The organism is Bacillus sp. WMMC1349, assembly GCF_013155385.1.
Taxonomy (GTDB): Bacteria; Bacillota; Bacilli; order Bacillales; family Bacillaceae; genus Bacillus.
Genome location: NZ_JABJUQ010000007.1, coordinates 3,171,363 through 3,194,614 on the forward strand (window position 1 = coordinate 3,171,363; position 23,252 = coordinate 3,194,614).

The window sequence follows — 23,252 nt, forward strand, 5'->3', positions numbered from 1 at the left end:
TTTTTCCAAATGGGGAAAAAGGCTTTTTATGCATTTTTATTTTTTTGTCGTAATCTTTAGAGTTGATTTCACTTTTGAAATCAGACGGTCTAGCTCTTCTTGTGTCTTGGCGTATAATATAATATTACCATGTCTGTTTGTAGAATCAGTCGGTGTTTGAAGTACATCCCCTTCTTTAACCGGTAGCTGAAAGTTCTCGATATTTGTCATCTGTTTGAGTTCCTCCACACCATCGATTTGTGTCACTTTTCCTTCGGGGAAAAAGAAAAACTGGTTGGATGCCATAAATTGATAGTTTATCTTTTCTTGATATAGATCGATTTTATACAAATCATAGAGAAACAAAGCATAAAACATACTTGTTCCAGTTGCAATCCGTACGAGGTCAGTAATCCCGTCTCCGCCTGGTCTGACATGTGTTTCAACGATTTTAGGTCCCGATTTCGTCAAGATGACTTCCGTATGGGACAAGCCGGTTTCAAATTCAACAATATTTAGTACTGACTGGACAATCTCAACAATTTTAGCTTGTTGATCTGGAACATATGGGACGATGTGAGCTGTTTCAATAAAATGCGGACTGCCTGTTGTATACTTTTCTGTCATAGCGATTATTTTATGTTTCCCTGCAAAGCTGACCGCTTCTACACTGATTTCTTTTCCTTCCAAAAATTCTTCGCAAATATAGACATCCTCACCAGTGAACTGCTGTCGTACCGCCTCTAAATCTTGTTTGGAAGTGATTTTTGAGACATTCATGCTAGCGGCTCCACTTACAGGTTTGATAATAAATGGATAGTTTGAATGTTCAGCTGCTTTCAGCAGTTCTTCAAAAGAAGTGACCGTATCAAAAAAGACGTAGTGCTGATCATGCTGATTCAATATGTTTCGCATCGTTTGTTTATTTGTTGCCTTCTCAACTGCGCTCAATCCGACCCCTTCAATATTCAGTGAAGCCGACAAAAACGATGCCAGTTTCACAGAATATTCACCAAATCCGTAAATTCGGAAGAGTGGTGTTTGCTCATGAATACTTTTTGTATAATGAAGAGATTTAGCATAATTCGTCCAATCAAATACAAACACTTCATCAGCCAGCTCTGCTATTCGATCTGTCATTTGATTTTTAGTCATATAGACAATAATCGATTGGTAGCCGGCTTTACGCGCATCTTCTATGACATTAATTCTCGGACTTATGAACAGTGCTGTTCTCATAAACTTCCCCCACATTTGTTTGTTTTGTCATTTTTTTCATAGGCCATATTAATGCTATGCCTAGTGCTGCGATACTTACATAAATGAACCATAACCAGTGAATTCCATTGGCCACTCCCCAGTCATATCCATATCCGCCTAGAATACTTCCTAAACCGCCTCCGATCATAAAGCTGAACACAACAAAACCGAGATAGCTTCCTAACAGGTTCTGTGGTGCCAGCAATGATGCTATATTATCAATCATCGGCGGTATTAATATTTCCCCTAGAGTTAATAGAAAAGTAAAGATCATGAGCATATACAGCTCATTTGCTAGGGTGAGAGAGGTAAAGGCAAGCGCCATAAAAAACATACCTAACATTAAAACTTGATATTCCTTAAATTTATTTTGGAAAAATACCATAATAGGATATTGTAAAAAAATCATCAGTACGCCATTAAAAGAAAAAATCAGGCTGACATATTCAGGTTGACCAAGAAAGTCTTTTGTGTACAGTGGAATACTCAAATTAAATTGCATGTACAAAAAATAAAACAAGCTAACAGCAAACGTTAAATAGACAATCTGTTTGTCACGAAAAATGTTTAACACATTTGTAAAAGAAACACTGGCTTGCGTTTTTTCCTTCAGCTGAACACCCATTGTTTTTTTCATGATGATTAAGACCATGAGATGAGAAACAGCGGCAAAAATAAAAATGATTTGAATATTTAACAGATAAAGCATACCGCCAATTAAAGGTCCAAGCGCCCCGCCAAAATTGACAGCAGTATTTCGCAAAGCAAAAACAGCACTTCTAATTGATTCGTTTCCAAAAGCCAACACCACTTTTAATGAGGGGGTGATAAGTGCTCCGCCAAAGCCAACTAAGATTGTCGAAAAGATAATGAGCGGTTTGTTAAAGGAAAAAATGAACAGCCCGTATCCCAGACTTCTGATCACAAGTCCGATCATACAGATCATTTTTGTACCGAAACGATCGCCTAAAAATCCGCCAAAAAACGTAAAGCCCTGCTGACTGAAAGAAAACAGCAACAGGACATATCCAATAAAAGCTGTTGAATAGCCTAAATCAGATAAATAAATCGAAATGTAAGGCATAAACATAAACGTACCTAAACTGCTAATGATAATACCAAGTAAAGCGGTTTTCGATAATGAGGTCATCTGTTTGTATGTGTGAATGAGCGATTTCAATGATGCTCACTGCTCCCGGCTGACCATTTGAACTGGCTTCTCATCCAAGCATCCAGTTTATTCAGCCTATACTGTAAAACCTGTTCATTATCACCTTCAATCATAAATCCTGCCGCTTTATCTATACTTCTGCGCGGATTGGTAAAGTCCGCTCCCAGTTCACTTTTGTCATAAATCTTGACCCAGTCAAAAGGAACTTTCTCAGGTCTATCAAGCAGTTTTCCCTGATAAGGTGGTATGAGTAAGAAGCCGTGTAAAAGGGTTTCAGCTTTCAACTCTCCTCTCATATTCAAACCACACTGACTTCTAAGCCATTCGGTTTTGAGATTGATCCCGTAGGTTGCTTCTACAGCTTGAAGAATGTAACCTCCTCCATATCTTGAAGCAATTTCGCAAAATACGAGTTCCCCGCTGTCATGTTCTCTGAATACTTCGCCATGATAAACGACATGTTCTGGACAATCAAAAGAGGTCAACAGCTTTTGAAAAAACGAGTAAACTTCTTGAAACTCACCGCTTTTTTGAGAAAGCTGATAGCTTCCTAAACTTGCATTTGTTTTAAATGCCATACATCCATTCCAATATTTCGAGATGCTAATCAACACTTCCTTGCCATCTACGTACAATCCATCAATATGGTACATCTCACCATCAATAAACGTTTCAACTTCATATGAATATTTTAATTTTTGTCTTGAAAATTCTTTAATATCATTTTCATTCCGAATGACAAAAATATCTCTTGAAGCCCCTTGGTCAACAGGTTTCACAATGAGTGGATAACCGTGCTCATCCGCAAATTCATAAACATCAAAAATCGATTGAACCTCTTGAAACAAAGGAGTGCGAACAGATTGTCTCGCATGCTCTTTCATGATTGTTTTATGGCGAAAAGATAACGAACTCTGTTCAGTTTGTCCAGGAATTCCGAAGCGATCCCTCATTCTTCCGGCTCTGACCATGTCATACTCATCATGGGCAATCAGCGAATCAAATTGATAATACTTTGTTAACTCTCTGATCCGGCTTTCAGCGCATTCATTTTCACTGATCGATTCAATTTCTTCATAGTATTGAAATTTGTGATTGTTGTTTAACTTTGGTGTTGTCAATACAACCATTTCGCTTAATTTCTCTGGAACGATTTCTTCTAAATTTAAATGTTGATCATATGAATTCAAAACCAAAATTGACATTTCTTCACCCCATCAAATTTCCCTTTCTTTCTATTATATGACATGTTTTGTTTTTTTCATTTCTTTTATCATCATTTTGGCAATTGCTTTTTCATTTACATCAGTTGCTTCAGGCATAAACTGTCGCAAATTGAAATTCGGGCATGTGTTAACTTCCAATACTTTATATCCTTCTGAAGGATCTTCTAAAATATCAATTCCGGCAATTCTCGCCCCCATCGCTTTTGCCGCCCTTTCTGCCAACTGCGCTAGTTCGGGATCGATATTGTGAATAAGAACCGGTTTACCTCCTCTAACAACATTTGTCACCCACTCTCCTTCAGGTGTATATTTGTAAAACGCAGAAGTTGTTTGGAAATCGATGCATATCACTCGAATATCCCTGTCAGGTTTTTCTGTATAGGGCTGTGCATAATAATGTTCATTGTACTGCGCAAATGTTCTTGCCAAATCTTTTAAGAGTCCGGGTGAATCTACTTTAATGACAGCCTGTCCCCCTGCACTGACAATTTGTTTATGAACGAGCGGAAAAGAAAGTTTGTCTGTCCAATGCCCTACATCTCTTTCAGAGAATCCGCTGATCACCGGAAAGTGGGGAATATCTTCTCGATGAAGCGCTTCAGAGTTTAAATATTTATTTTGTCCGCAAAAAAGTGTTTCAGCCGTATTAATCACTGGGATACCACTTCTTTCAAATGCATACAGCAAATTCATACCCATTTTTAAAATATCTTCAAATACCCAGCCCAATACGAGAGCCGGTTTGATTTCTTGTTGTCCAATGAAAAAGCGATTTTCTTTTTCTTGAAAAATAGATGTGATTTCTTTAGGATTTGCCCTTACTGTTTCGACACCATATTCTTTTAAAGCAACAGCTAAAGCCTCATGATCCTTATCATCTTCTTCATTACCTAGAATAAGTACAAACTGATCTAATAATGTAGTTGACATCGAAATCTCTCCTTTTCTAGTAAACGTTTACAGCTTTTCCGAACGAGAAATCCCACTTCTGTACATGCGCGGTGAGAGTTCGTCCAGACAAGGAGGGGGTAGCTTCTACCACCTTAAACGTACTCTTTTATATGGTCAATACTGCCGCGTTCAAAAAGCAGCTGTTTACTTGGGGATTCAAGCGTATCGATTAAATACGGCTTATAATTAGCGACTTTTCTGGGCTGTTGGGAATATACTGTCAGTTGCTTCACTTCTTTCAGCAACGTTTCCGGGTCAGCTTTTAGGTTCAAGTGTTGAGAGTTCATCCAATCATCATTGTAAATTGTGTTTAAATAACGTTCCCCACTGTCAGATGCAAGACAGAGCACATTCTTCATTTCTTCAGTCTCTGCAACCTTTAATGCAGCAACAAGTGATGCACCGGTACTGCCGCCGACCAAAATACCTTCATGTTTTGCCAATGTCCGGCAAGCAATAAAAGCAGACTCATCAGGAACTTTATATATTTCATCAATTAAATTAATATTTTCAATGTTTGTGGGTGTCCAGCTCAGCCCCATCCCTGGTAATAAATAACCATGTTCATCACCACTGAAAATCGATGATCCGATGGCATCAACCACAACAATTTTCGTCTGGGGATAGTGTTCCTTGAAGTAGCGTGAAATTCCACCAGTCTGTCCACCTGTTGAAACAGCAAGAACGATTGCATCCAGACCGTCAGGGAATTGGCCAGCAATTTCCGGGGCCGTGATATGGTAATGGGCATCCGCATTGGTCGGATTGAAGCATTGGTCAGGACGAAATGAATTTGGAATTTCTCGGTGCAACTCATTCGCCAATTTGATCCGAGTTTTATGATATGAACCACTATCATCTTTTTCTTGAACAACGATGACCTCTGCTCCATATGCTTTTAACATATTCAGATTAGCCTGTGTCGTTTTCGGATCGACTAAAATCAGCACGTGATATCCTTTGGCAGCTCCAATCATCGCAAGGGATATTCCAAAATTGCCTGAAGATGACTCAATGATCGTGTCTCCGGGTTTCAACTTTCCCATTTTTTCAGCCTGTTCAATCATATAAAGTGCAGGACGGTCTTTAATACTGCCAGCAGGATTTCCTCTTTCAATTTTGAGATGTAGATTTGCATGCTTTCCACTAATATTCTGCAGTGTAATACAAGGTGTATTTCCCACTAAATCTGTAACATGTGCCATTTTTAAGCCTCCGTTTCTTATTGAAATCCAGATCAAATAGCTCGTTAAATGATTGAACACATGCTTCTTTTCTTCAAGAAACCACTCCTTTCAGCAATTTATTCAATTATATAACATTTTTCTTTTAAAAAAGACCAACCTTGTCAATTTTGAACATAATTTCCTAGTAAAATTATATATACCACATAAACCCTCTCGGGGGGTTTATTATCCAGTTAATATATTACAATTGGCGACGATAATTATCTTAACAAGTGTTAAGGAGGATTAAAATTGAAGATTATGTCTTATAAAAACTGGCCTATACTTTGGAAAATCATGATTTTAATTCCTATTATTATAGTTCTATTAGCTACAATGATGGTGATTAACTATAAAGATTCATCCGAACAATTGAATACTATGATTACAAAGCAGATGCAAGAAACACTTTCTAAAACAATCGAGCAGATTGATACAAACCTTACAACACATGAGCGAAATCTTACAGCAGTCAAAGCAATGGCAGAGGCAAAAAAAACACCGTTAAGCCGAAAAGAGTATAGTCAATTCTTTCAAAATATGCTACCTGCCAATAAACAAACTTATGGGATAGGTATTTGGTATGAACCTTACACATATAACAAGAAAGAAAAGTTTGTTGCCCCTTATGTATATAAAGATGGTGACCAGCTCGTTTTTACACGAGATTATGAAAAGGCTTCCTATGATTATTTCAGCCAGGATTGGTATAAAAATTCGATCAATATAGATCAAACCGTTTGGTCAGCCCCATATTATGATGAAACATTGAAACAAACTTTCATTACGACATCTTTATCATTTAAAGATCCTAAAGGAAATACTAGCGGTGTTGTGACAAGTGACTTTGTTTTAGAATCCATTCAGGAACTAGTCTTAGACATTAAAGTTCAACAAACTGGCTATGCAGTTTTAGTAGATGAAAACGGAACATATTTATCAAATCCTGATAAAGAGAAAAGATTAAAAGAAACGATTTCATCAGACCTTGTCACATCTGAACAATGGGAAAAAATGAAGAATGGACAACAAGAAAAGATACAGACTGACATTGATGGAAAGACATTTGAACTATATTACGACAAACTGCCAAAAACTAATTGGAAACTCGTTCTCATCGCTCCGTATGATGAGCTTTACAGTTCACTTCATTCATTGATCAAACAGCTTATTGTGCTTAGTCTAGTTGCCATTGTTGTGATAATCGCTGTAATATTCTTTTTGGGAAGAAAGGTATCAAAAGATACAAAAGTGATCAACGGCTATTTGAAACACTTATCAACAGGTGATTTGACGCATCGTGCAGAGGTAAATTCAAAAGATGAATTCGGTCAAATGGCAGAATATTATAATCAATCTGCAACTGCATTGCAAACGATGATGACTGACGTTGCTTCAAGCTCAGAAACAGTTGCTTCAACAGCAGAAGAGTTGTCCGCTAGCTCTGAAGAAATTTCTTCAGCAATTCACGAAACAGCAAATGCAATGCAAGAGGTGGCAAATGATGCTGGCTCGCAAAGATCACTTTCACTGGAAATGTCAACAACAAGTGAAACACTGCTAAATGAAATGAGCAAAATGTCTGATGCAATTATTCAAGTAAGCAAAAAAGCCGCTCACTCAACAGAGCTTGCAAATGAAGGTAGTGCAACAGTTAAAGAAGTTGTTCAAGATATATCTAACTTGCATACGAAAATTACTGAAACAGCAGAAAAAATTCAATTGCTTGAACAAAAATCAGCTGACATTAACCAAATGGCCAGCTTGATCTCAAGTATTTCTGAACAAACGAATTTGCTCGCCTTAAACGCAGCAATTGAAGCTGCCAGAGCAGGTGAATCTGGAAAAGGTTTCGCCGTCGTTGCCGAGGAAGTGCGTAAACTAGCAGAAGAAACAAAAATGGCTTCCACAGAAATTACAACTACCATCCAGTCGATCAAGGATGAGATATCCGACTCAGTGGACTCGATGAAAGAAAGCCAGCAAGCAGCACATACTGGTATTGCTAAAGTTAGACAAACAGGTGAATCATTTACAAGTATTTATCAGTCGATTCATGATGTGACAGCTAATATACAGAATGTGACAAATGACATTCAAAAAGTCTCGCTCAATACAAAACAGATGCGTGATATCGCTCAACAGGTGGAAGACTTCTCGACCAAAACAAGTGAGCGGATCAATCACTCATCAGCATTATCAGAAGAACAATCATCAATTACAACAGAAATCGCCAAAGCATCTGAAGACTTGGCCTACATGGCACAAAATCTTCAAGAAAAAATCACACAGTTTAACGTGTAATTTAAACAAACACTCGCTTTTCAACAAAAAAAGTGAGTGTTTTTCTGTTTATAAATAATGAATGGTTTTAAAAAAGCTTCCATTCAGATCGATATGATTATTATCATCACTTACGATTTGGGCTTATCTATTAGCCGTTATAGTTATTTCACTATTTACAGAGTGAAAGCAACCGTTGTAAAACCGATCAAAAATTGGAGAATGGAATTCATCAGACCAGCGAATTCGAGCGGATAATGAATGAATAAAAGATAAAAATCCCTGATCTTGAAGAATCAATACCAGAACAACCAATAGAGAAAATGGTTTTACGAAAGCGGGTTACATAAGAAGATCTTAAATCTAATTAAAGCATCAAAATACGCACAAGTTTTTTGTCAATCATAATAATCAGCATACAAATTCGTGCTAAAAAAGAAGAGGAACGGGATCATATACAATATAAAAAAAGAGGATGGTGGATACGTATGACAGAATCGAACCTCTTCAATAACTTAAAAAACAGCTAATCTTTAGTTTTAGAGAATTTTGTTGAATAACCAGCTGCCAATAAAAAAAGAATTGCGAGAATATAGGCTACTATCCCTTGATTAAAAATAAAAATGGCAATTAAATGAGATGCTATTGCTAAAATGAGAAAGAGAAAGGTATAGATATTGAAAAGCATTAGAAAACCTCTCCTTTTATTGAGTGTATTTACCATTTTAACATCTGTGTCAACATAAAAAAAAGCTTGACTGCCATTATGCAGCCAAGCTTTTTCTTATATTACTTGCTCAAGTTGTAGAAAGAGTTGATTCCGTTGAATTGAGCAGTTTCTCCCAATTGATCTTCGATGCGAAGTAATTGGTTGTATTTTGCCACACGGTCTGTACGTGATGGCGCACCAGTTTTGATTTGACCAGCGTTTGTTGCAACTGCGATATCAGCGATTGTGCTGTCTTCTGTTTCACCTGAACGGTGAGAGATGACTGCAGTGTAGCCTGCGCGTTTTGCCATTTCGATTGCATCGAATGTTTCAGTCAATGTACCGATATGGTGCTCTGAAAAAAGAGTATCTAAAAAGAAAAAACTTTTCTAAAAGTGGAGAACGTCTAATAGATCTTTTATCAAAGACGATAATTCAATATATCTCCCATTTGTTATATATCCCAACATTACCTACAATACAAATTAAAATTCCCATATTTATTTTTGAACGAGACTAAAATCTATATCCAATAGTTATCGTATCGTTTTTTTATCAAGAGATTTCTTTTCATGATTACTGAAAAGGAAGAAAACTACTGCGGATATTAAAGAAAACAACGGCGTAATGATAAATGGTAACTTAATGCTGTAATTGACAACTGGTGAAAAAATAAATCCACTTAATCCAACTGCCAAATACGACATTAAACTAAAAATGGAGAAGGCGCTTGTATGAAGTTTCTCTTCGATGTTTATCGCAATTATTCTTTGCAGGAATATAGTTATGAAACCAAAGGAAAAACCAAAAAATGAAGAACATAGAACAAACAAGATCAAAAAATTTGCAAACCATAATCCTGCAGATCCAAAAAACATGAGTGTAAAACAAATAAGTAGATTTATTTGTTCTGAATAAATGTATTGATTTACCTTTTGAATTATAAATTGAGAGATCACAAAAAAGAGCCAAAATAAAAGATAAAACAAACCAATACTACTGCCTTCACCTGTAAGTAGTATCGGACCATAAGCAATGGCACAGCCATAACTCAATGAACCTAAAAGATAAAAGAAACAGTATTTCCAAAAACCTCTGTCTTTTAAAAGAAATTTCACATCACTTTTATTACCAATCCCTATATCACGGCTTTCAGGGGAATGAGCAAAACAAGCGAGTATCAAAATGGTGAGACTCATAACCAAGAAAATCTGTAGCAATAGCACAAGGCTAAACTGTTTATAAATCATTTCGGCAAGTAAAGGGGCGAATGCGGAGCCTATAGCCTGTGAAATGTTGATCCAAGATAAGCTTTTTTCCACCTCTTCTTTTTTAAGTCCTAAAGCAAATATGATTAATAACGGAGGAATAATCCCCACACTAATCCCTAAAATAATCCCTACTAAAAAATAAACAAAAAGAGCATGATAGAAAAATAGCCAAAGTAAAGTACCGATTAAAAACAATAAGCATCCTAATAACAGCATTTTTTTAGATGGTTTAAGAAACATAAGAAAAATTCTCGTAAGAAAAAGAGCAACCATGAATATACCAATGACATTTCCGGACATACCACTTGCTGCTCCTGTCATAAGGATAGATAATGGTAATATTGCGGTCAATGCTCCGAATAGAAACGAGAAGAGCATATTGATCGTAAAAATTTGTTTCATAGTGCCCCACCTACTCTTTTAGTGAGATAATAATTTAATTTTCCTAATCCTGAAGGTCTGAAATTGATTAGTGCTTTGTTATGTATTAATTCACATCCTATATCCTTTTTTACATCATAAGTGGTTGATCCAAAGTAAATTTTCTTATACCTATTTTCAATTGCAAACTGAATGGTTAAATAAAAAATATTAAAATAAGCATAAGAAGGAACAGAATGAACATAATCCATTCCTACGTGTTTCAAGGTTATTTCGTTTTCGTTATGAACAACGATCAGTCCAAATGCTACCGGTTCTCCTTTATATTCAAATAATATGAATTTATAGTTAGAACACATATTTCTCAAACATCTAAAAGATTCAAAATTATAGTTTATTGGACTAGGGACTGCATTACTTTTATTTTTTGTATTTAAATATAACCTGTATATATTAACGTAGTATTCTTCAGATATTTCATTTGCTAACTGGAATTGAAACTCAATCCCATACTCCTTCATTTTTTTCATTTAGTCAAACTATTTATTCCAGCTTTTGAAGCTGAAGAATTTGCTTGTCCAATTAATGCTTTTAATGAAGAAATAGAAGAAATATCAATAATACATCCACATCATTTTTCATTACTTGTAAAGATTTTTTAACCTCCTTTTTGTAACAAATTTAAACATTTATGGTCTTGTGTGTCAACTTGTTTTTCCTGAAATAGTTGGGACTTTTATTTCATCATTAAGCTTTTCTTGAACATTCCGCCACATATTTGTCTTAGACTGCTTAGAATAAAATGGATAGTTCAGCACCTGATATTGTTACTACAAGTTCGTCTTTTGCTATAATGCATATTTGAGCCATATTAGTGAAAGTTATAAAGTAAACACGTCCTCTAGTATTCTTAAATGAAGTGATCTGAAAAGTGATCGTCGATAAACTTCATCTGATCACAGAAATCATGTAAAAATATAAAAGATGTGGTCTTTATCTAGGAACATTAATGAATAAACAAAATACGGCTAACATTGATTATTAAGTAGATATTTTAGATGGAGAGGATTTAATGTGGATCCTATATTTTTTAGGATTTGCCACGCTAAGCAGATAGTCAATTTCGTTATGATAGATCATTGAGGAAGGGCAGGTACTTTTTCTACTTTGCGAATACTATTCATGATTATTATAAATCAAGCCTGTTGACTGACACTAAAAAAGCTTGACTGCCATTATGCAGCCAAGCTTTTTCTTATATTACTTGCTCAAGTTGTAGAAAGAGTTGATTCCGTTGAATTGAGCAGTTTCTCCCAATTGATCTTCGATGCGAAGTAATTGGTTGTATTTTGCCACACGGTCTGTACGTGATGGCGCACCAGTTTTGATTTGACCAGCGTTTGTTGCAACTGCGATATCAGCGATTGTGCTGTCTTCTGTTTCACCTGAACGGTGAGAGATGACTGCAGTGTAGCCTGCGCGTTTTGCCATTTCGATTGCATCGAATGTTTCAGTCAATGTACCGATTTGGTTCACTTTGATCAGGATAGAGTTGCCAACTCCGTTTTTGATACCTTCAGCAAGCTTTTTCGTGTTTGTTACGAAAAGGTCGTCACCGACAAGCTGAACTTTTGAACCAAGACGTTCAGTTAGAAGTTTGTGACCTTCCCAGTCGTTTTCATCAAGACCATCTTCAATAGAGATGATTGGGTATTTAGAAACCATTTCTTCATACCAGTCAACCATTTCAGCAGAAGTTTTCACAACGCCTTCGCCAGAAAGGTGGTATTTACCGTCTTCTTTGTTGTAGAACTCAGAAGATGCTGCATCCATTGCTAATTTTACTTGTTCACCAGGTTTGAATCCTGCTTTTTCAATTGCTTCAACAATTGTTTGAAGAGCTTCTTCGTTTGAACCAAGGTTTGGAGCGAATCCGCCTTCATCACCTACAGCTGTGTTCATACCTTTAGAAGAAAGAACTGATTTCAAGCTGTGGAAAATTTGTGCTCCCATACGAAGCGCTTCACGGAAGTTTTCAGCTCCAACAGGCATGATCATGAATTCTTGAATGTCAACGTTGTTATCTGCATGCTCCCCACCGTTAACGATGTTCATCATTGGTACAGGAAGTGTTTTAGCGTTGAATCCTCCAAGATATTGATAAAGAGGAACTTGTAAGAAATCAGCAGCAGCGCGAGCACAAGCCATTGATACGCCAAGAATTGCGTTAGCACCTAGTTTTCCTTTGTTTTCAGTTCCATCAAGTTCGATTAACAATTTATCGATCGCTACTTGTTCAGTAACATCAAAGCCAAGAAGCTCAGGAGAAATCATTTCGTTTACATTATTAACAGCCGTTAACACACCTTTTCCAAGGTAACGATCTTTATCACCATCACGAAGCTCAACTGCTTCATATTCACCAGTAGAAGCACCGCTTGGAACAAGTGCGCGGCCGAAAGCTCCTGATTCAGTGTAAACTTCAACTTCAACGGTTGGATTACCGCGGGAATCTAATACTTCACGTGCATATACATCAACAATATGTGGCATGTTTGTTTCTCTCCTTTTAATGAACATTATTTTTGAATTAATGAAGTTCCTGTCATTTCTTTCGGTTTCGCAACTTCTAGTAAATCTAAAAGAGTTGGTGCTAAATCTCCAAGGATTCCGCCTTCTCTAAGTGTTACATTTTCTTTAGTCACGATAACCGGAACAGGATTTGTTGTATGTGCAGTATGCGGTTCTCCTTCTTCTGTAATCAGGACGTCCGCATTACCATGGTCAGCCGTAATAATCGCATATCCGCCTTTAGCAAGAATCGCATCAACGACTTCACCCAGACATTCATCAACGGCTTCAATCGCTTTGATCGTCGGCTCCACTTTACCGGAATGACCAACCATATCAGGGTTGGCAAAGTTCAAGATGATCGCGTTATGTTTTTCATCCTCAATTTCTTTTACAAGTGCGTCTTTTACTTCATAAGCACTCATTTCAGGTTTTAAGTCATATGTCGCGACCTTCGGTGAATCAATTAAAATTCGCTCTTCACCAGGGAATTTCTCTTCACGTCCGCCACTCATAAAGAATGTAACGTGCGGATATTTTTCAGTTTCAGCAATTCTAAGCTGCTTTAAGTCGTTTTGTGATAACACTTCACCGATCGTATTATCGAGATTTACCGGCTTAAATGCAACATAGCCGTCAACCGTTTCACTAAAATGAGTTAAGCAGACGAAATGAAGGTTTTTCGGATGCTTGTCACCGCGATCAAAGTCACGGAAATCTTTATTTGTGAACGTATTGGAAATTTGAATTGCACGGTCAGGTCTGAAATTATAGAAAATCACTGCATCATTGTCTTGAATAGTGGCAACAGGCTTACCATTTTCTTTTGTAATAACAGATGGGATGACGAACTCATCGTGAATTCCGTTTGCATATGAATCCTTTACAACATCAAGCGGATTTTGATAAGAAGGACCTTCTCCATATGCCATCGCACGGTACGCTTTTTCAACGCGATCCCAACGTTTGTCGCGATCCATTGAGTAGTAGCGGCCAGAAATTGTGGCAATTTCGCCTACACCGATCTCTTCAATTTGTTCTTGCAGTGCTTTAATATATTTCTCAGCTGTTTGCGGACCAACATCACGTCCGTCAAGAAAACCGTGAATATAGACATTTTGTACGCCTTCTTTTTTGGCTAGCTTTAAGAGTGCATACAAATGCTGAATATGACTGTGAACACCGCCATCAGACAACAGTCCGAAAAGGTGAAGGTTTGTGCCGTTTTCCTTCGCATGTTTCATCGCTTCAAGAAACGTTTCATTTTTCTCGAATTCACCTTCACGAATGGCTACGTTCACGCGTGTCAAACTTTGATAAACGATCCGGCCGGCACCGATGTTTAAGTGACCCACTTCTGAATTCCCCATTTGACCTTCAGGAAGACCAACCGCTTCTCCTGAAGCTGTCAACATTTGATGCGGGTATTTGTTCCAATAGCGGTCAAAGTTTGGTTTATTCGCTTGGGCAACTGCGTTTCCGACTGTTTCGTTTCTTAATCCAAACCCATCTAAAATGATGAGTGCGGCTAGTTTTTTACTCATATTGACCTGCCTCCAGTAATTGAACGAAAGACTGCGGGTCTAAGCTTGCGCCGCCAACCAAAGCACCATCGATATCAGACTGTGCCATGTACTCTTTAATGTTTGCAGGTTTTACGCTGCCACCATACTGGATTCGGACATTGTCAGCAGTAGCTTGATCGAATTCAGCAGAAACGGTTTGACGGATGTGAGCACATACTTCATTTGCATCTTGAGCTGTTGAAGATTTGCCTGTTCCGATCGCCCAGATTGGCTCATATGCGATAACTGATGCAGAAACTTGTTCTTTCGTTAAACCAGCGAGCGCTTTTTTGACTTGATCTGCTACAAGCTCGTTTGTTTTGTTTGCTTCGCGTTCTTCAAGTGTTTCACCAACACAGATGATTGGCACAATGCCATATTTGAATGCAGCATGCGCTTTTTTGTTAACTGTTTCATCTGTTTCAGCAAACATTTCGCGACGCTCAGAGTGACCGATCACACAATAGTCAACTCCAAGATCTTTCAAAGCAGCAGGACTGATTTCTCCAGTGAAGGCGCCGCTTTCCTCGAAGTGCATGTTTTGCGCGCCGACTTTCAAGTCAGTGCCCTTTACAGCTGATGTAAGCTTTTCAAGGAATAATGCTGGTGCACAGACAACAGCTTCCGCTTTATCTGCTGCAGGAATAGCAGATTTTACTTCTTCGACAAAGCTGACAGCTTCAGAAAGCAATTTATTCATCTTCCAGTTTCCAGCTATAATTGGTTTTCTCATGTGCTCCACTCCTTATGCAGTGTTTTTTGCTTATTTATCGTTTAATGCTTTGACACCTGGAAGTACTTTACCTTCCATGAATTCTAGTGAAGCTCCTCCACCTGTTGAAATATGGCTCATTTTATCAGCAAGACCAAATTTTTCAACGGCAGCCGCAGAGTCTCCTCCACCGATCACAGAGTATGTATCTGTCGCCTCTGCTAAAGCTTCAGCTACCGCTTTTGTTCCCTTAGCAAATGCATCGATTTCAAAGACACCCATCGGTCCGTTCCAAACAACAAGCTTACTGTTTTTAATGACATCTGCATATGTTTTGCTTGTTTCTGTTCCGATGTCAAGACCTTCCCAATCACTTGGAATATCACTGACTGGTACAATTTTCGTATTGGCATCAGCTGCGAATTTATCAGCAACTAAAGTATCTGTTGGCATATAGAAGTTTACACCTTTTTCTTTTGCACGCTCCATGAAAGATTTAGCCAACTCGATTTTGTCTTCTTCAAGCAAAGAGTTTCCAATTTCATGTCCTTGTGCTTTGACGAAAGTATAAGCAAGACCACCGCCGATAATGAGATTGTCTACTATATCAAGAAGACTTTCGATTACACCGATTTTGTCTTTTACTTTCGCTCCGCCGATAATTGCTGTAAATGGACGTTCAGGGTTTGACAATGCTTTACCAAGTACTTCAAGCTCTTTTTCCATCAGGAAGCCCGCTACAGCTGGAAGATGCTCAGCAATGCCTGCAGTAGAAGCATGGGCACGGTGAGCCGCTCCAAATGCATCATTCACATAAACATCCGCTAAATCAGCAAATGCTTTTGCAAGTTCAGGGTCATTTTTTTCTTCTCCCGCGTAGAAACGGACATTTTCCAAAACAAGAATGTCTCCATCTTTCATTTCGGAAATTTGCGCTTTTACAGCGTCACCATAAGCTTCATCCGCTTTTTTCACTTCTTTGCCAAGCAATTCTCCAAGACGCGCTGCAACAGGTGTTAAGCGCAGTTCTTCAGAAACTTGGCCTTTTGGACGGCCTAAGTGACTCGCAAGAAGGACTTTTGCTCCCTGCTCTGTTAAATATTGAATGGTCGGAATTGCAGCACGGATTCTTGTCTCATCTGTCACCTTACCATCTTTCATTGGCACGTTAAAGTCAACACGACAAAAAACAACACGGCCTTTTACATCAATGTCTTTTACTGATTTTTTATTCATGACTTCAGGAGATCCTCCTTTAATTGCTTTTGATGATGCTATACGTTGAAAAAAGGGAAAGGGAGTGTGTATCCCCTTCCCCTGTCCGCTTTTATTATAGCGTTTCTCTTACTTTTAGAACCAAATCTGATCCTTTTGAATTAAAGACCTTTTTTAGCAATGTATGCAGCAAGGTCAACGACACGGTGAGAATATCCGCTTTCGTTGTCATACCAAGAGATAACTTTAACCATGTTGCCTTCCATAACCATTGTAGAAAGTGCATCAATAGTTGAAGAGTTTGCATTGCCATTATAATCTTTAGAAACTAAAGGCTCTTCACTGTATCCAAGAACACCGTTCAATTCGCCTTGAGCTGCTTCTTTAAGTGCTGCATTTACTTCTTCAACAGTTGTGTTTTTGTCAAGTTCTGCAACTAAGTCAACAAGTGATACGTTTGGTGTTGGAACACGCATAGCTCCACCGTTTAATTTACCTTTAAGTTCAGGTAATACAAGAGAAACGGCTTTCGCTGCACCTGTTGTTGTTGGAATGATGCTTTCAGCTGCTGCACGTGCACGACGGTAATCTTTGTGTGGAAGATCAAGGATTTGTTGGTCGTTTGTGTAAGAGTGAACTGTTGTCATCATACCGCGTTTAATTCCGAATTTATCGTTAAGTACTTTTGCAAACGGTGCAAGACAGTTTGTTGTACAAGATGCGTTAGAGATAACTTGATGGTTTGCTGCATCATATTTATCTTCGTTAACACCCATAACGATTGTGATATCTTCTTCACTTGCAGGAGCTGAAATGATAACTTTTTTCGCACCAGCTTCTAAGTGTTTTGCTGCATCTGCACGTTTTGTGAAGAAACCAGTTGATTCAACAACGATTTCAACACCTTGTTTTCCCCAGCTTAATTTAGAAGGGTCGCGTTCAGCTGTCACTTCGATAGTGTGACCGTTAACGACAAGGTTATTACCGTCTACAGATACTTTTGCATCTAATTTTCCATGTACTGAATCATATTGTAATAGGTGAGCAAGCATTTTAGCGTCTGTTAAATCGTTAACTGCTACTACCTCAACTTCAGGATTATTTAACGCTGCACGGAATACGTTGCGTCCAATACGTCCAAAACCATTAATACCGACTTTTACTGCCATGATGATTTCCTCCTTTAAGTAAATGAAAGAATTTTTTATTTTATATTGAGGGAAGAATCTTCCCTTAATAACTGTTTTGCGGCTCCCTCGTCAGTGACAAGAACCGTGTTGCGGGGTTTTTTAAAGTAGGCTTCTATCGCTTCCGCTTTTGATGAGCCACCAGCCACTGCAATGATATTTGGGATCGAATCAAGATCCTCAAGCTGAATACCGACACTGTGCACTTTATGAACAACCTCTCCATTGCTATCAAAGTAATAGCCGAATGCCTCTGCAACAGCCTCTTTTTCTTCTATCTTCTTTAAACCTTCCTCTGGTGTATTTCTTCGTTTCGCCATAGTTGTAGCATCTCCGATACCGTGGATCACCATACTGGACGATTGAATAATTTCTAATAGTTCTTTTATGGAAGGCTCTACAATGATAGATGAATATGCTTCTTTGCTCAACTCACCCGGCACAAATAACAGTTTGTATGTACCGGAAGCTTTTTCAGCCATATGCGCACAAATCGTATTCGCCTGATTCCTGACATTTTCACCAAGTCCGCCCCTTGCAGGAACAAACAGAAATTTACGGTTTTTTGAGTCAGGCGTCATCATGTCAGCGACGGCTTCGAGAGTAGTCCCACCTGTTACAGCGACGATATTTTCCCCTTGAAACCTTTTTTTCATACATGCGACAGCTGCTCTTCCCATTTCTTTTTTAACTAATGGTGAATGATCGCTGTCTCCAGATACAATGATGACTTGTTCTAGATTTAATCTCTTTCTTAATGTATTTTCCAAAACAGTTAAACCTAAAACATCTTTCATTGTCTCTTCTAAAATCTTCAGCAGGTCAGATCCTTCTGTCGTGAGTGTCATACCAGTTGTTTTAATCTCTAAAAGATTTTGTTGTTTTAAAAACTGAACCTCCGCCCTTAAAATACGCTCGCTTATTCCAAGACTGGCGGCCAAACTTCTTCTGCCGATCGGTTCAGTCAGCCTTATGTACTGCAAAATTTCATATCTTTTTTGCATGACATCAAGAAGATCTGGCAATAATTTTTTTTGAGCCTGTATTAGTTGATTCATACTAAAACGGTCCTTCCATCTCGTAGTGGACTAATAACGTCCCACCGTGACTGAAAACGTCCCACTTCAGCCAAAAAAAATTACTCCTGCTTTCACCTATTATTGTAACAGGGGCATATTTTTTATTCAACTATTTACCCGCCCATTTTTTGAAATATTGACGATCAAGTGTACTTTTTCAGAGAACTTCTATAACTCTTTTATATCAAACAAGTCAGAATGCCCAAAGAAAGCGCTAACACAAAAAACGATGATTGCCTTATCTATTAATAGACAATCATCCTTTTATGATTTTCGTATAATTACTATAATAGTCTTCAACATGGGGATTCAATTGATGGTCTGTAACGAGTGCTGTAATGTCTCTTACATCGTAAAAGGTAAAAAATGCCTCTATTGAGAACTTTGAACTGTCTGCTAGGATATAACGATCAATTGTATGATTCAAAACAAGCTGTAATCCGTAACCTTCTTCTTCATTAGCTGTTGTGATATTTGTTCCAGAAATCCCATTCGTACCAATAAAAGCTTTCTTCACTTTAATTTCTGTTAATAACTTATTTGCAAAATATCCGTAAAAAGTTCCGGTTTTTTTACGGTAACGACCACCGGTCAGTATCACTTCAATATTAGGCATATTTTGAACGCGTTGAAAAACATTAATAGAATTTGTCACAATATTCACATGTTTCTCACCTAAATAATGAAAGATGAAATCACTAGTCGTTCCAGAACCGATAAAAACGGTATCATGATCGGAAATGAGATCAGCACAAATCTTACCGATGTGTTTTTTTAATTCAACATTGATATCTTGCTTTTGATTGTGAGATAATTCGATATAATGTGCATCTCTTTTTTTTGCTCCTCCGTGAACACGAATCAACAGCCCGTCATTTTCTAACGCCTGTAAATCTCTGCGAATTGTCATATCTGTTACAGCAAGTTGTTTTGCCAGTTCTGTAACTTCAACCGTCTGATTTTTCTCGAGCATAGCAAGAATCGCTCGGTATCTCTCTTCTTTAATCATTTAGACACCTACATTTATTAGCATTGTTAATTGCAATGTACAATAACTGGTATAGTGATGTCAACCTACTAGAGATCACATTGTAAGCGTTTTAATCAAGGTAGAGCAAAAGACTTCCCCATTCAGCAGTCTTTGTCGTCTATTTTTATTTTACAACAACAGATTCTTGTGTTCCATACTGTGACCACCATGGAGAAGCGGTTTCTTTCAAAACATGATTCAAATTCGTAATATTTTCACGACCGGAATTTCTTAACCAGTCTAGCGCTTTTTCATTGCCAAATTTCGCAAACGGTTCAACACCATTTTTCCATGTGGCACGACCGCACAATACACCATTAAATGTTGACCCTGCTTCTTTAGCAAATACAAGTGTTTTTTGAAATAACTCTGCTGAAACACCGGCACTTAAGAAAATAAATGGCAGTGTGGAAGCATCTGATTGTTCTTTAAAATAATGTTTTGCTTCTTCCTTTGTATAGACAACTTCACCATTGCTAAACCCTTCGACATAGTTCATGTTGACAGGCACTTCTACTTTTAACACATCAACGGCATAACGCGGGTTGCTAAATTTACGAACGGCCTCATTCACTTTATGAGGTTTGACCTTCGCATACTCGATGCCTTTCACATCATTGTTTTTAGCATCATAAGAGACAATTTCTAAAAAATACGGAATGTCTTCAGCCACACATTCTGATCCGATCCGTTCAACAAATGCATGTTTTTGATCATTTGTTTGTTGAGATTCATCTACATCATAATAAAGAAGTAATTTAACGGCATCTGCGCCTTTTTCTTTTAAACGTTTAACAGACCAGTTTGCCAGAAGATCAGGGAGACGCCCTTCAACAGAAGCATCATAGCCTGTTTTTTCATAAGCGACAAGCAACCCCGCATTCCGGTCTCTGTTTTCAGCTGCAGTCCAGCCGAATTCTGGATCTAATAGAATAGAAGAAGCGTATGGTGTTAGTTCTTTTGAAACAAGTACTTTAAAATGTTCTAAGCTAGAAGGAGCATGATTCCCTTCATTGTATGAGGTAATCATTTTTTGCAATGATCCGCGCTGATCAATTGCTAATGCCCCGATAATTCCATTTTCATCAGAAAGTTTCTTTAATCCTTCATATTTACCCTTTGATATAGTTAACATGCCAGTCACTCCATTCAAAGTTTTTGAACTTTCACTAGACTTGCATAATGATCAAATTTTGCTTGATCCACATAACCCGTTTGTGCCTCCATTGCATTGAGAAGTCCAGCAGCCATACCGCTTTTCAAAACATCCTCATCATTGAGATTCATTTCGATCGCTTTGGCTAATCCGGCCACAGTTGCATCTCCTGAGCCGACTGGACTGACAACGTTAATTCTCGGAATTTCGACATTATAAAAAAGGTCTTCATGTTTCACGAAAGCTCCCTCTGCACCTTGTGAGACAACAATCCATGGGATACCAGCAAACATCTGATGTTTCAATACTTTTTTCCATTCATTTTGGTCATTCCTAATGGAACAACCCAAGATTTGTCTTAACTCATTTACATTCGGCTTAATTAAATATGGTAGAGCGTTTTTATTCCGCAATGATTCTGATAGTGATTCACCAGAAGTATCTAAAATAACTGGAATATGATTCTCTCGAGCGATTTCAATCATTTCAGAATAGACATTTTTTGTGAATCCATTCACAATACTGCCTGAAATCGTGACCACTGATGGATTGTTCAACAGCTGACGAAAATGGTTTAAAAACAGCTCCTGGTCATCTTTGGTTAATGTCGGACCAGATTCCAGGATTTCTGTTTGCATCTGCTCATGTAAAATAGCAATACAATTTCTAGCTTCTTGATTTGTATGAAGAAACTGATGTTTCATTTGATCTTGATCTAGCAACCTTTCAATCAATTGACCTAAAGATCCGCCTAGTACACCGGTGGATTTGACATCCATCCCCAATAAGTGAGCAACTCTAGCAACATTTAATCCTTTTCCGCCTGCTGTTTTCCTAATGTTAATCACTCGATTAACATCATCGAGCTTGAGTTGATCAAGGTGATAAGAAATATCCACAGATGGATTTAAGGTGACGGCTAACAGCATGAACAGCTCTCCTTTATACCAATCTCACTTAATCGTGATATTCTCCGCGATCCCATTTTGCAAGCAGCTCATCAAAAAAATGATGATTTCCTATTTGATTTTCCGCCGCATGTTCTAAATCATTTAATTTTTTAATCAACTTTTGATTGTCAGGAGTTTCTTTGTATTCGCTTTCAATGAAAGTATCAATAATGGATTGAATGACATGCAATCCGGTAATTTTTCCACCAACTCCAATCACATTGGCATTTAATTGTTCTTTTGCATATTTTGCTGTTGTTAAATCTCGGACAAGTGCCACACGAGTGCCAGGTACTTTACAAGCAGAAGTCGAAATACCAACACCTGTTCCACATAAAACTACACCTAAGTCTGCTTGACCGGTAACAACTTCTTCAGCCACTTTTTTCCCGAATATCGGGTAATGCGTTCTTGTCATATCATAAGTACCAACATCAATCACTTCATACCCTTGACTTTTCAGATATTCTGAGACTTGCATTTTTATATCTGTTACAATATGGTCACAACCTAGAGCAATCTTCATATTGTTTTCCTCCTTAGCACATTTTATTTAGCATATCTACACGAATTTGATGACGTCCTGTAGCATATTCAGATTTCAAATATGCATCAACACAAGCTTTTGCTAATTCTTCACCAACAATGCCTGACCCTAGAGCAATCGCCATTGCATTATTATGATTGCGGGTCATTTTAGCGGAATGTTCATCAGAAACTTCTGCACAAATCATCCCTTTACATTTATTGGCTACCATAAATGAACCGGCACCAAACCGATCAATTAAAATACCTCGATCACCTTTATTGTCAAGGAGTGCTTGGACAACGCGGGTAGTGGAGTCAACAAAATCTAAATTTGTTTCTGGTGTTTGATCGATCACTTCATACCCCTGTTTGGTCAAGTAATCTTTTAATACTTCTTTTAAATGTATCCCTTCTTGATCTGCACCAATCAGCACTTTCATCTTTTGCTCCTCTTTTCTTTATTTTTTAATTAACAACACTTGCACTTCGAACATTATCGATATCATCTCAACAATTATTCATAGTATATATTGTTCGAAAATGTTTTTAAATGTTAGATTATCATGTTCATTTATAGCTGTCAACGATCTGAATAACAGATGACATTTCCTTTAAAAGACTAAGTTAATCATTGATAGTTATGACTTCTCATGATAAGTTGACAAAAAAACGATTTCGATTTATGCTTAATTTACAAAACGAACAATAACAAACAAATTAGGAGGCTTTAGAACAGAAGTTCACGATAAAAGAAGATCGATTTCATCTCATACTAGATTCAAATCTAAGTGATCTAAAGCAT

Annotated in this window: 20 protein-coding genes and 2 pseudogenes; 2 read left to right on the plus strand and 20 right to left on the minus strand. The window is 37.7% G+C overall.

From position 1 onward, the window contains the following. Positions 1–36 precede the first annotated feature (36 nt). The 5 genes from HOO54_RS18715 to HOO54_RS18735 all read right to left on the minus strand — a co-directional run bounded on the left by HOO54_RS18715 (position 37) and on the right by HOO54_RS18735 (position 5,792). Positions 37–1,218: an ATP-grasp domain-containing protein gene (locus HOO54_RS18715; RefSeq protein ID WP_172297923.1), complete on the minus strand. Its 1,182-nt coding sequence runs from the start codon at positions 1,216–1,218 to the stop codon at positions 37–39. After that, positions 1,184–2,419, minus strand: a complete 1,236-nt coding sequence (locus tag HOO54_RS18720; protein ID WP_172297925.1) for an MFS transporter — start codon at positions 2,417–2,419, stop codon at positions 1,184–1,186. Before HOO54_RS18720 ends, HOO54_RS18715 begins: the two co-directional genes overlap by 35 nt. Further along, positions 2,416–3,615 (minus strand): ATP-grasp domain-containing protein, encoded by a 1,200-nt coding sequence (locus HOO54_RS18725; protein WP_172297927.1) that lies wholly within the window; start codon positions 3,613–3,615, stop codon positions 2,416–2,418. The genes HOO54_RS18720 and HOO54_RS18725 overlap by 4 nt, the downstream gene beginning before the upstream one ends. A gap of 33 nt (positions 3,616–3,648) precedes the next feature. Then, positions 3,649–4,566: an ATP-grasp domain-containing protein gene (locus tag HOO54_RS18730; protein WP_172297929.1), complete on the minus strand. Its 918-nt coding sequence runs from the start codon at positions 4,564–4,566 to the stop codon at positions 3,649–3,651. A gap of 113 nt (positions 4,567–4,679) precedes the next feature. Next, positions 4,680–5,792 (minus strand): PLP-dependent cysteine synthase family protein, encoded by a 1,113-nt coding sequence (locus HOO54_RS18735; protein ID WP_172297931.1) that lies wholly within the window; start codon positions 5,790–5,792, stop codon positions 4,680–4,682. Positions 5,793–6,209: 417 nt separating this feature from the next. Here HOO54_RS18735 and HOO54_RS25255 point away from each other — a divergent pair. Then, a pseudogene (locus tag HOO54_RS25255) lies at positions 6,210–7,175 on the plus strand (PDC sensor domain-containing protein); the annotation flags it as partial. Positions 7,176–7,298: 123 nt separating this feature from the next. Further along, positions 7,299–8,117, plus strand: coding sequence for a methyl-accepting chemotaxis protein (locus HOO54_RS25260; RefSeq protein WP_375335846.1), 819 nt, complete (start codon positions 7,299–7,301; stop codon positions 8,115–8,117). A 505-nt stretch (positions 8,118–8,622) separates the two neighbouring features. On the opposite strand, the gene HOO54_RS18745 is transcribed toward HOO54_RS25260, so the two are convergent. From HOO54_RS18745 to lacA, 15 genes and pseudogenes are all read right to left on the minus strand, one after another. Continuing rightward, positions 8,623–8,784: a hypothetical protein gene (locus tag HOO54_RS18745; RefSeq protein ID WP_172297935.1), complete on the minus strand. Its 162-nt coding sequence runs from the start codon at positions 8,782–8,784 to the stop codon at positions 8,623–8,625. Positions 8,785–8,885: 101 nt separating this feature from the next. Then, positions 8,886–9,155: pseudogene (eno, locus tag HOO54_RS18750) on the minus strand (phosphopyruvate hydratase); the annotation flags it as partial. A 186-nt stretch (positions 9,156–9,341) separates the two neighbouring features. Beyond that, positions 9,342–10,478 (minus strand): MFS transporter, encoded by a 1,137-nt coding sequence (locus tag HOO54_RS18755; protein ID WP_172297937.1) that lies wholly within the window; start codon positions 10,476–10,478, stop codon positions 9,342–9,344. Further along, on the minus strand, positions 10,475–10,987 hold the full coding sequence (locus tag HOO54_RS18760; protein ID WP_172297939.1) for a peptidogalycan biosysnthesis protein: 513 nt from the start codon (positions 10,985–10,987) through the stop codon (positions 10,475–10,477). The genes HOO54_RS18755 and HOO54_RS18760 overlap by 4 nt, the downstream gene beginning before the upstream one ends. A gap of 730 nt (positions 10,988–11,717) precedes the next feature. Then, positions 11,718–13,010 carry a phosphopyruvate hydratase gene (gene eno / locus HOO54_RS18765; protein ID WP_172297941.1) on the minus strand — a complete coding sequence of 431 codons (1,293 nt, stop codon included), beginning with the start codon at positions 13,008–13,010 and terminating at the stop codon, positions 11,718–11,720. A 26-nt stretch (positions 13,011–13,036) separates the two neighbouring features. After that, positions 13,037–14,572 carry a 2,3-bisphosphoglycerate-independent phosphoglycerate mutase gene (gene gpmI / locus HOO54_RS18770; protein WP_172297943.1) on the minus strand — a complete coding sequence of 512 codons (1,536 nt, stop codon included), beginning with the start codon at positions 14,570–14,572 and terminating at the stop codon, positions 13,037–13,039. Beyond that, positions 14,565–15,326, minus strand: coding sequence for a triose-phosphate isomerase (gene tpiA, locus HOO54_RS18775; RefSeq protein WP_172297945.1), 762 nt, complete (start codon positions 15,324–15,326; stop codon positions 14,565–14,567). The genes gpmI and tpiA overlap by 8 nt, the downstream gene beginning before the upstream one ends. A 30-nt stretch (positions 15,327–15,356) precedes the next feature. Beyond that, positions 15,357–16,541, minus strand: a complete 1,185-nt coding sequence (locus HOO54_RS18780; protein WP_172297947.1) for a phosphoglycerate kinase — start codon at positions 16,539–16,541, stop codon at positions 15,357–15,359. A gap of 140 nt (positions 16,542–16,681) precedes the next feature. After that, a complete protein-coding gene (gap, locus tag HOO54_RS18785) occupies positions 16,682–17,689 on the minus strand; it encodes a type I glyceraldehyde-3-phosphate dehydrogenase (RefSeq protein WP_172297949.1) in 1,008 nt (335 codons plus the stop codon). A gap of 35 nt (positions 17,690–17,724) precedes the next feature. After that, the gene (locus tag HOO54_RS18790) at positions 17,725–18,765 is read right to left on the minus strand and encodes a sugar-binding transcriptional regulator (protein WP_172297951.1); all 1,041 of its coding nucleotides are present in this window, start codon (positions 18,763–18,765) and stop codon (positions 17,725–17,727) included. A gap of 277 nt (positions 18,766–19,042) precedes the next feature. Next, positions 19,043–19,795 (minus strand): DeoR/GlpR family DNA-binding transcription regulator, encoded by a 753-nt coding sequence (locus HOO54_RS18795; RefSeq protein WP_216664806.1) that lies wholly within the window; start codon positions 19,793–19,795, stop codon positions 19,043–19,045. Positions 19,796–19,940: 145 nt separating this feature from the next. Then, the gene (lacD, locus tag HOO54_RS18800; RefSeq protein ID WP_172297953.1) at positions 19,941–20,951 is read right to left on the minus strand and encodes a tagatose-bisphosphate aldolase; all 1,011 of its coding nucleotides are present in this window, start codon (positions 20,949–20,951) and stop codon (positions 19,941–19,943) included. 14 nt (positions 20,952–20,965) lie between these two features. Next, positions 20,966–21,901, minus strand: coding sequence for a hexose kinase (locus tag HOO54_RS18805; protein WP_172297955.1), 936 nt, complete (start codon positions 21,899–21,901; stop codon positions 20,966–20,968). A gap of 28 nt (positions 21,902–21,929) precedes the next feature. After that, positions 21,930–22,448, minus strand: a complete 519-nt coding sequence (gene lacB, locus HOO54_RS18810; protein ID WP_172297957.1) for a galactose-6-phosphate isomerase subunit LacB — start codon at positions 22,446–22,448, stop codon at positions 21,930–21,932. Between the two features lie 13 nt (positions 22,449–22,461). Next, positions 22,462–22,890, minus strand: coding sequence for a galactose-6-phosphate isomerase subunit LacA (lacA, locus tag HOO54_RS18815; RefSeq protein WP_172297959.1), 429 nt, complete (start codon positions 22,888–22,890; stop codon positions 22,462–22,464). Between the last annotated feature and the right edge of the window lie 362 nt (positions 22,891–23,252).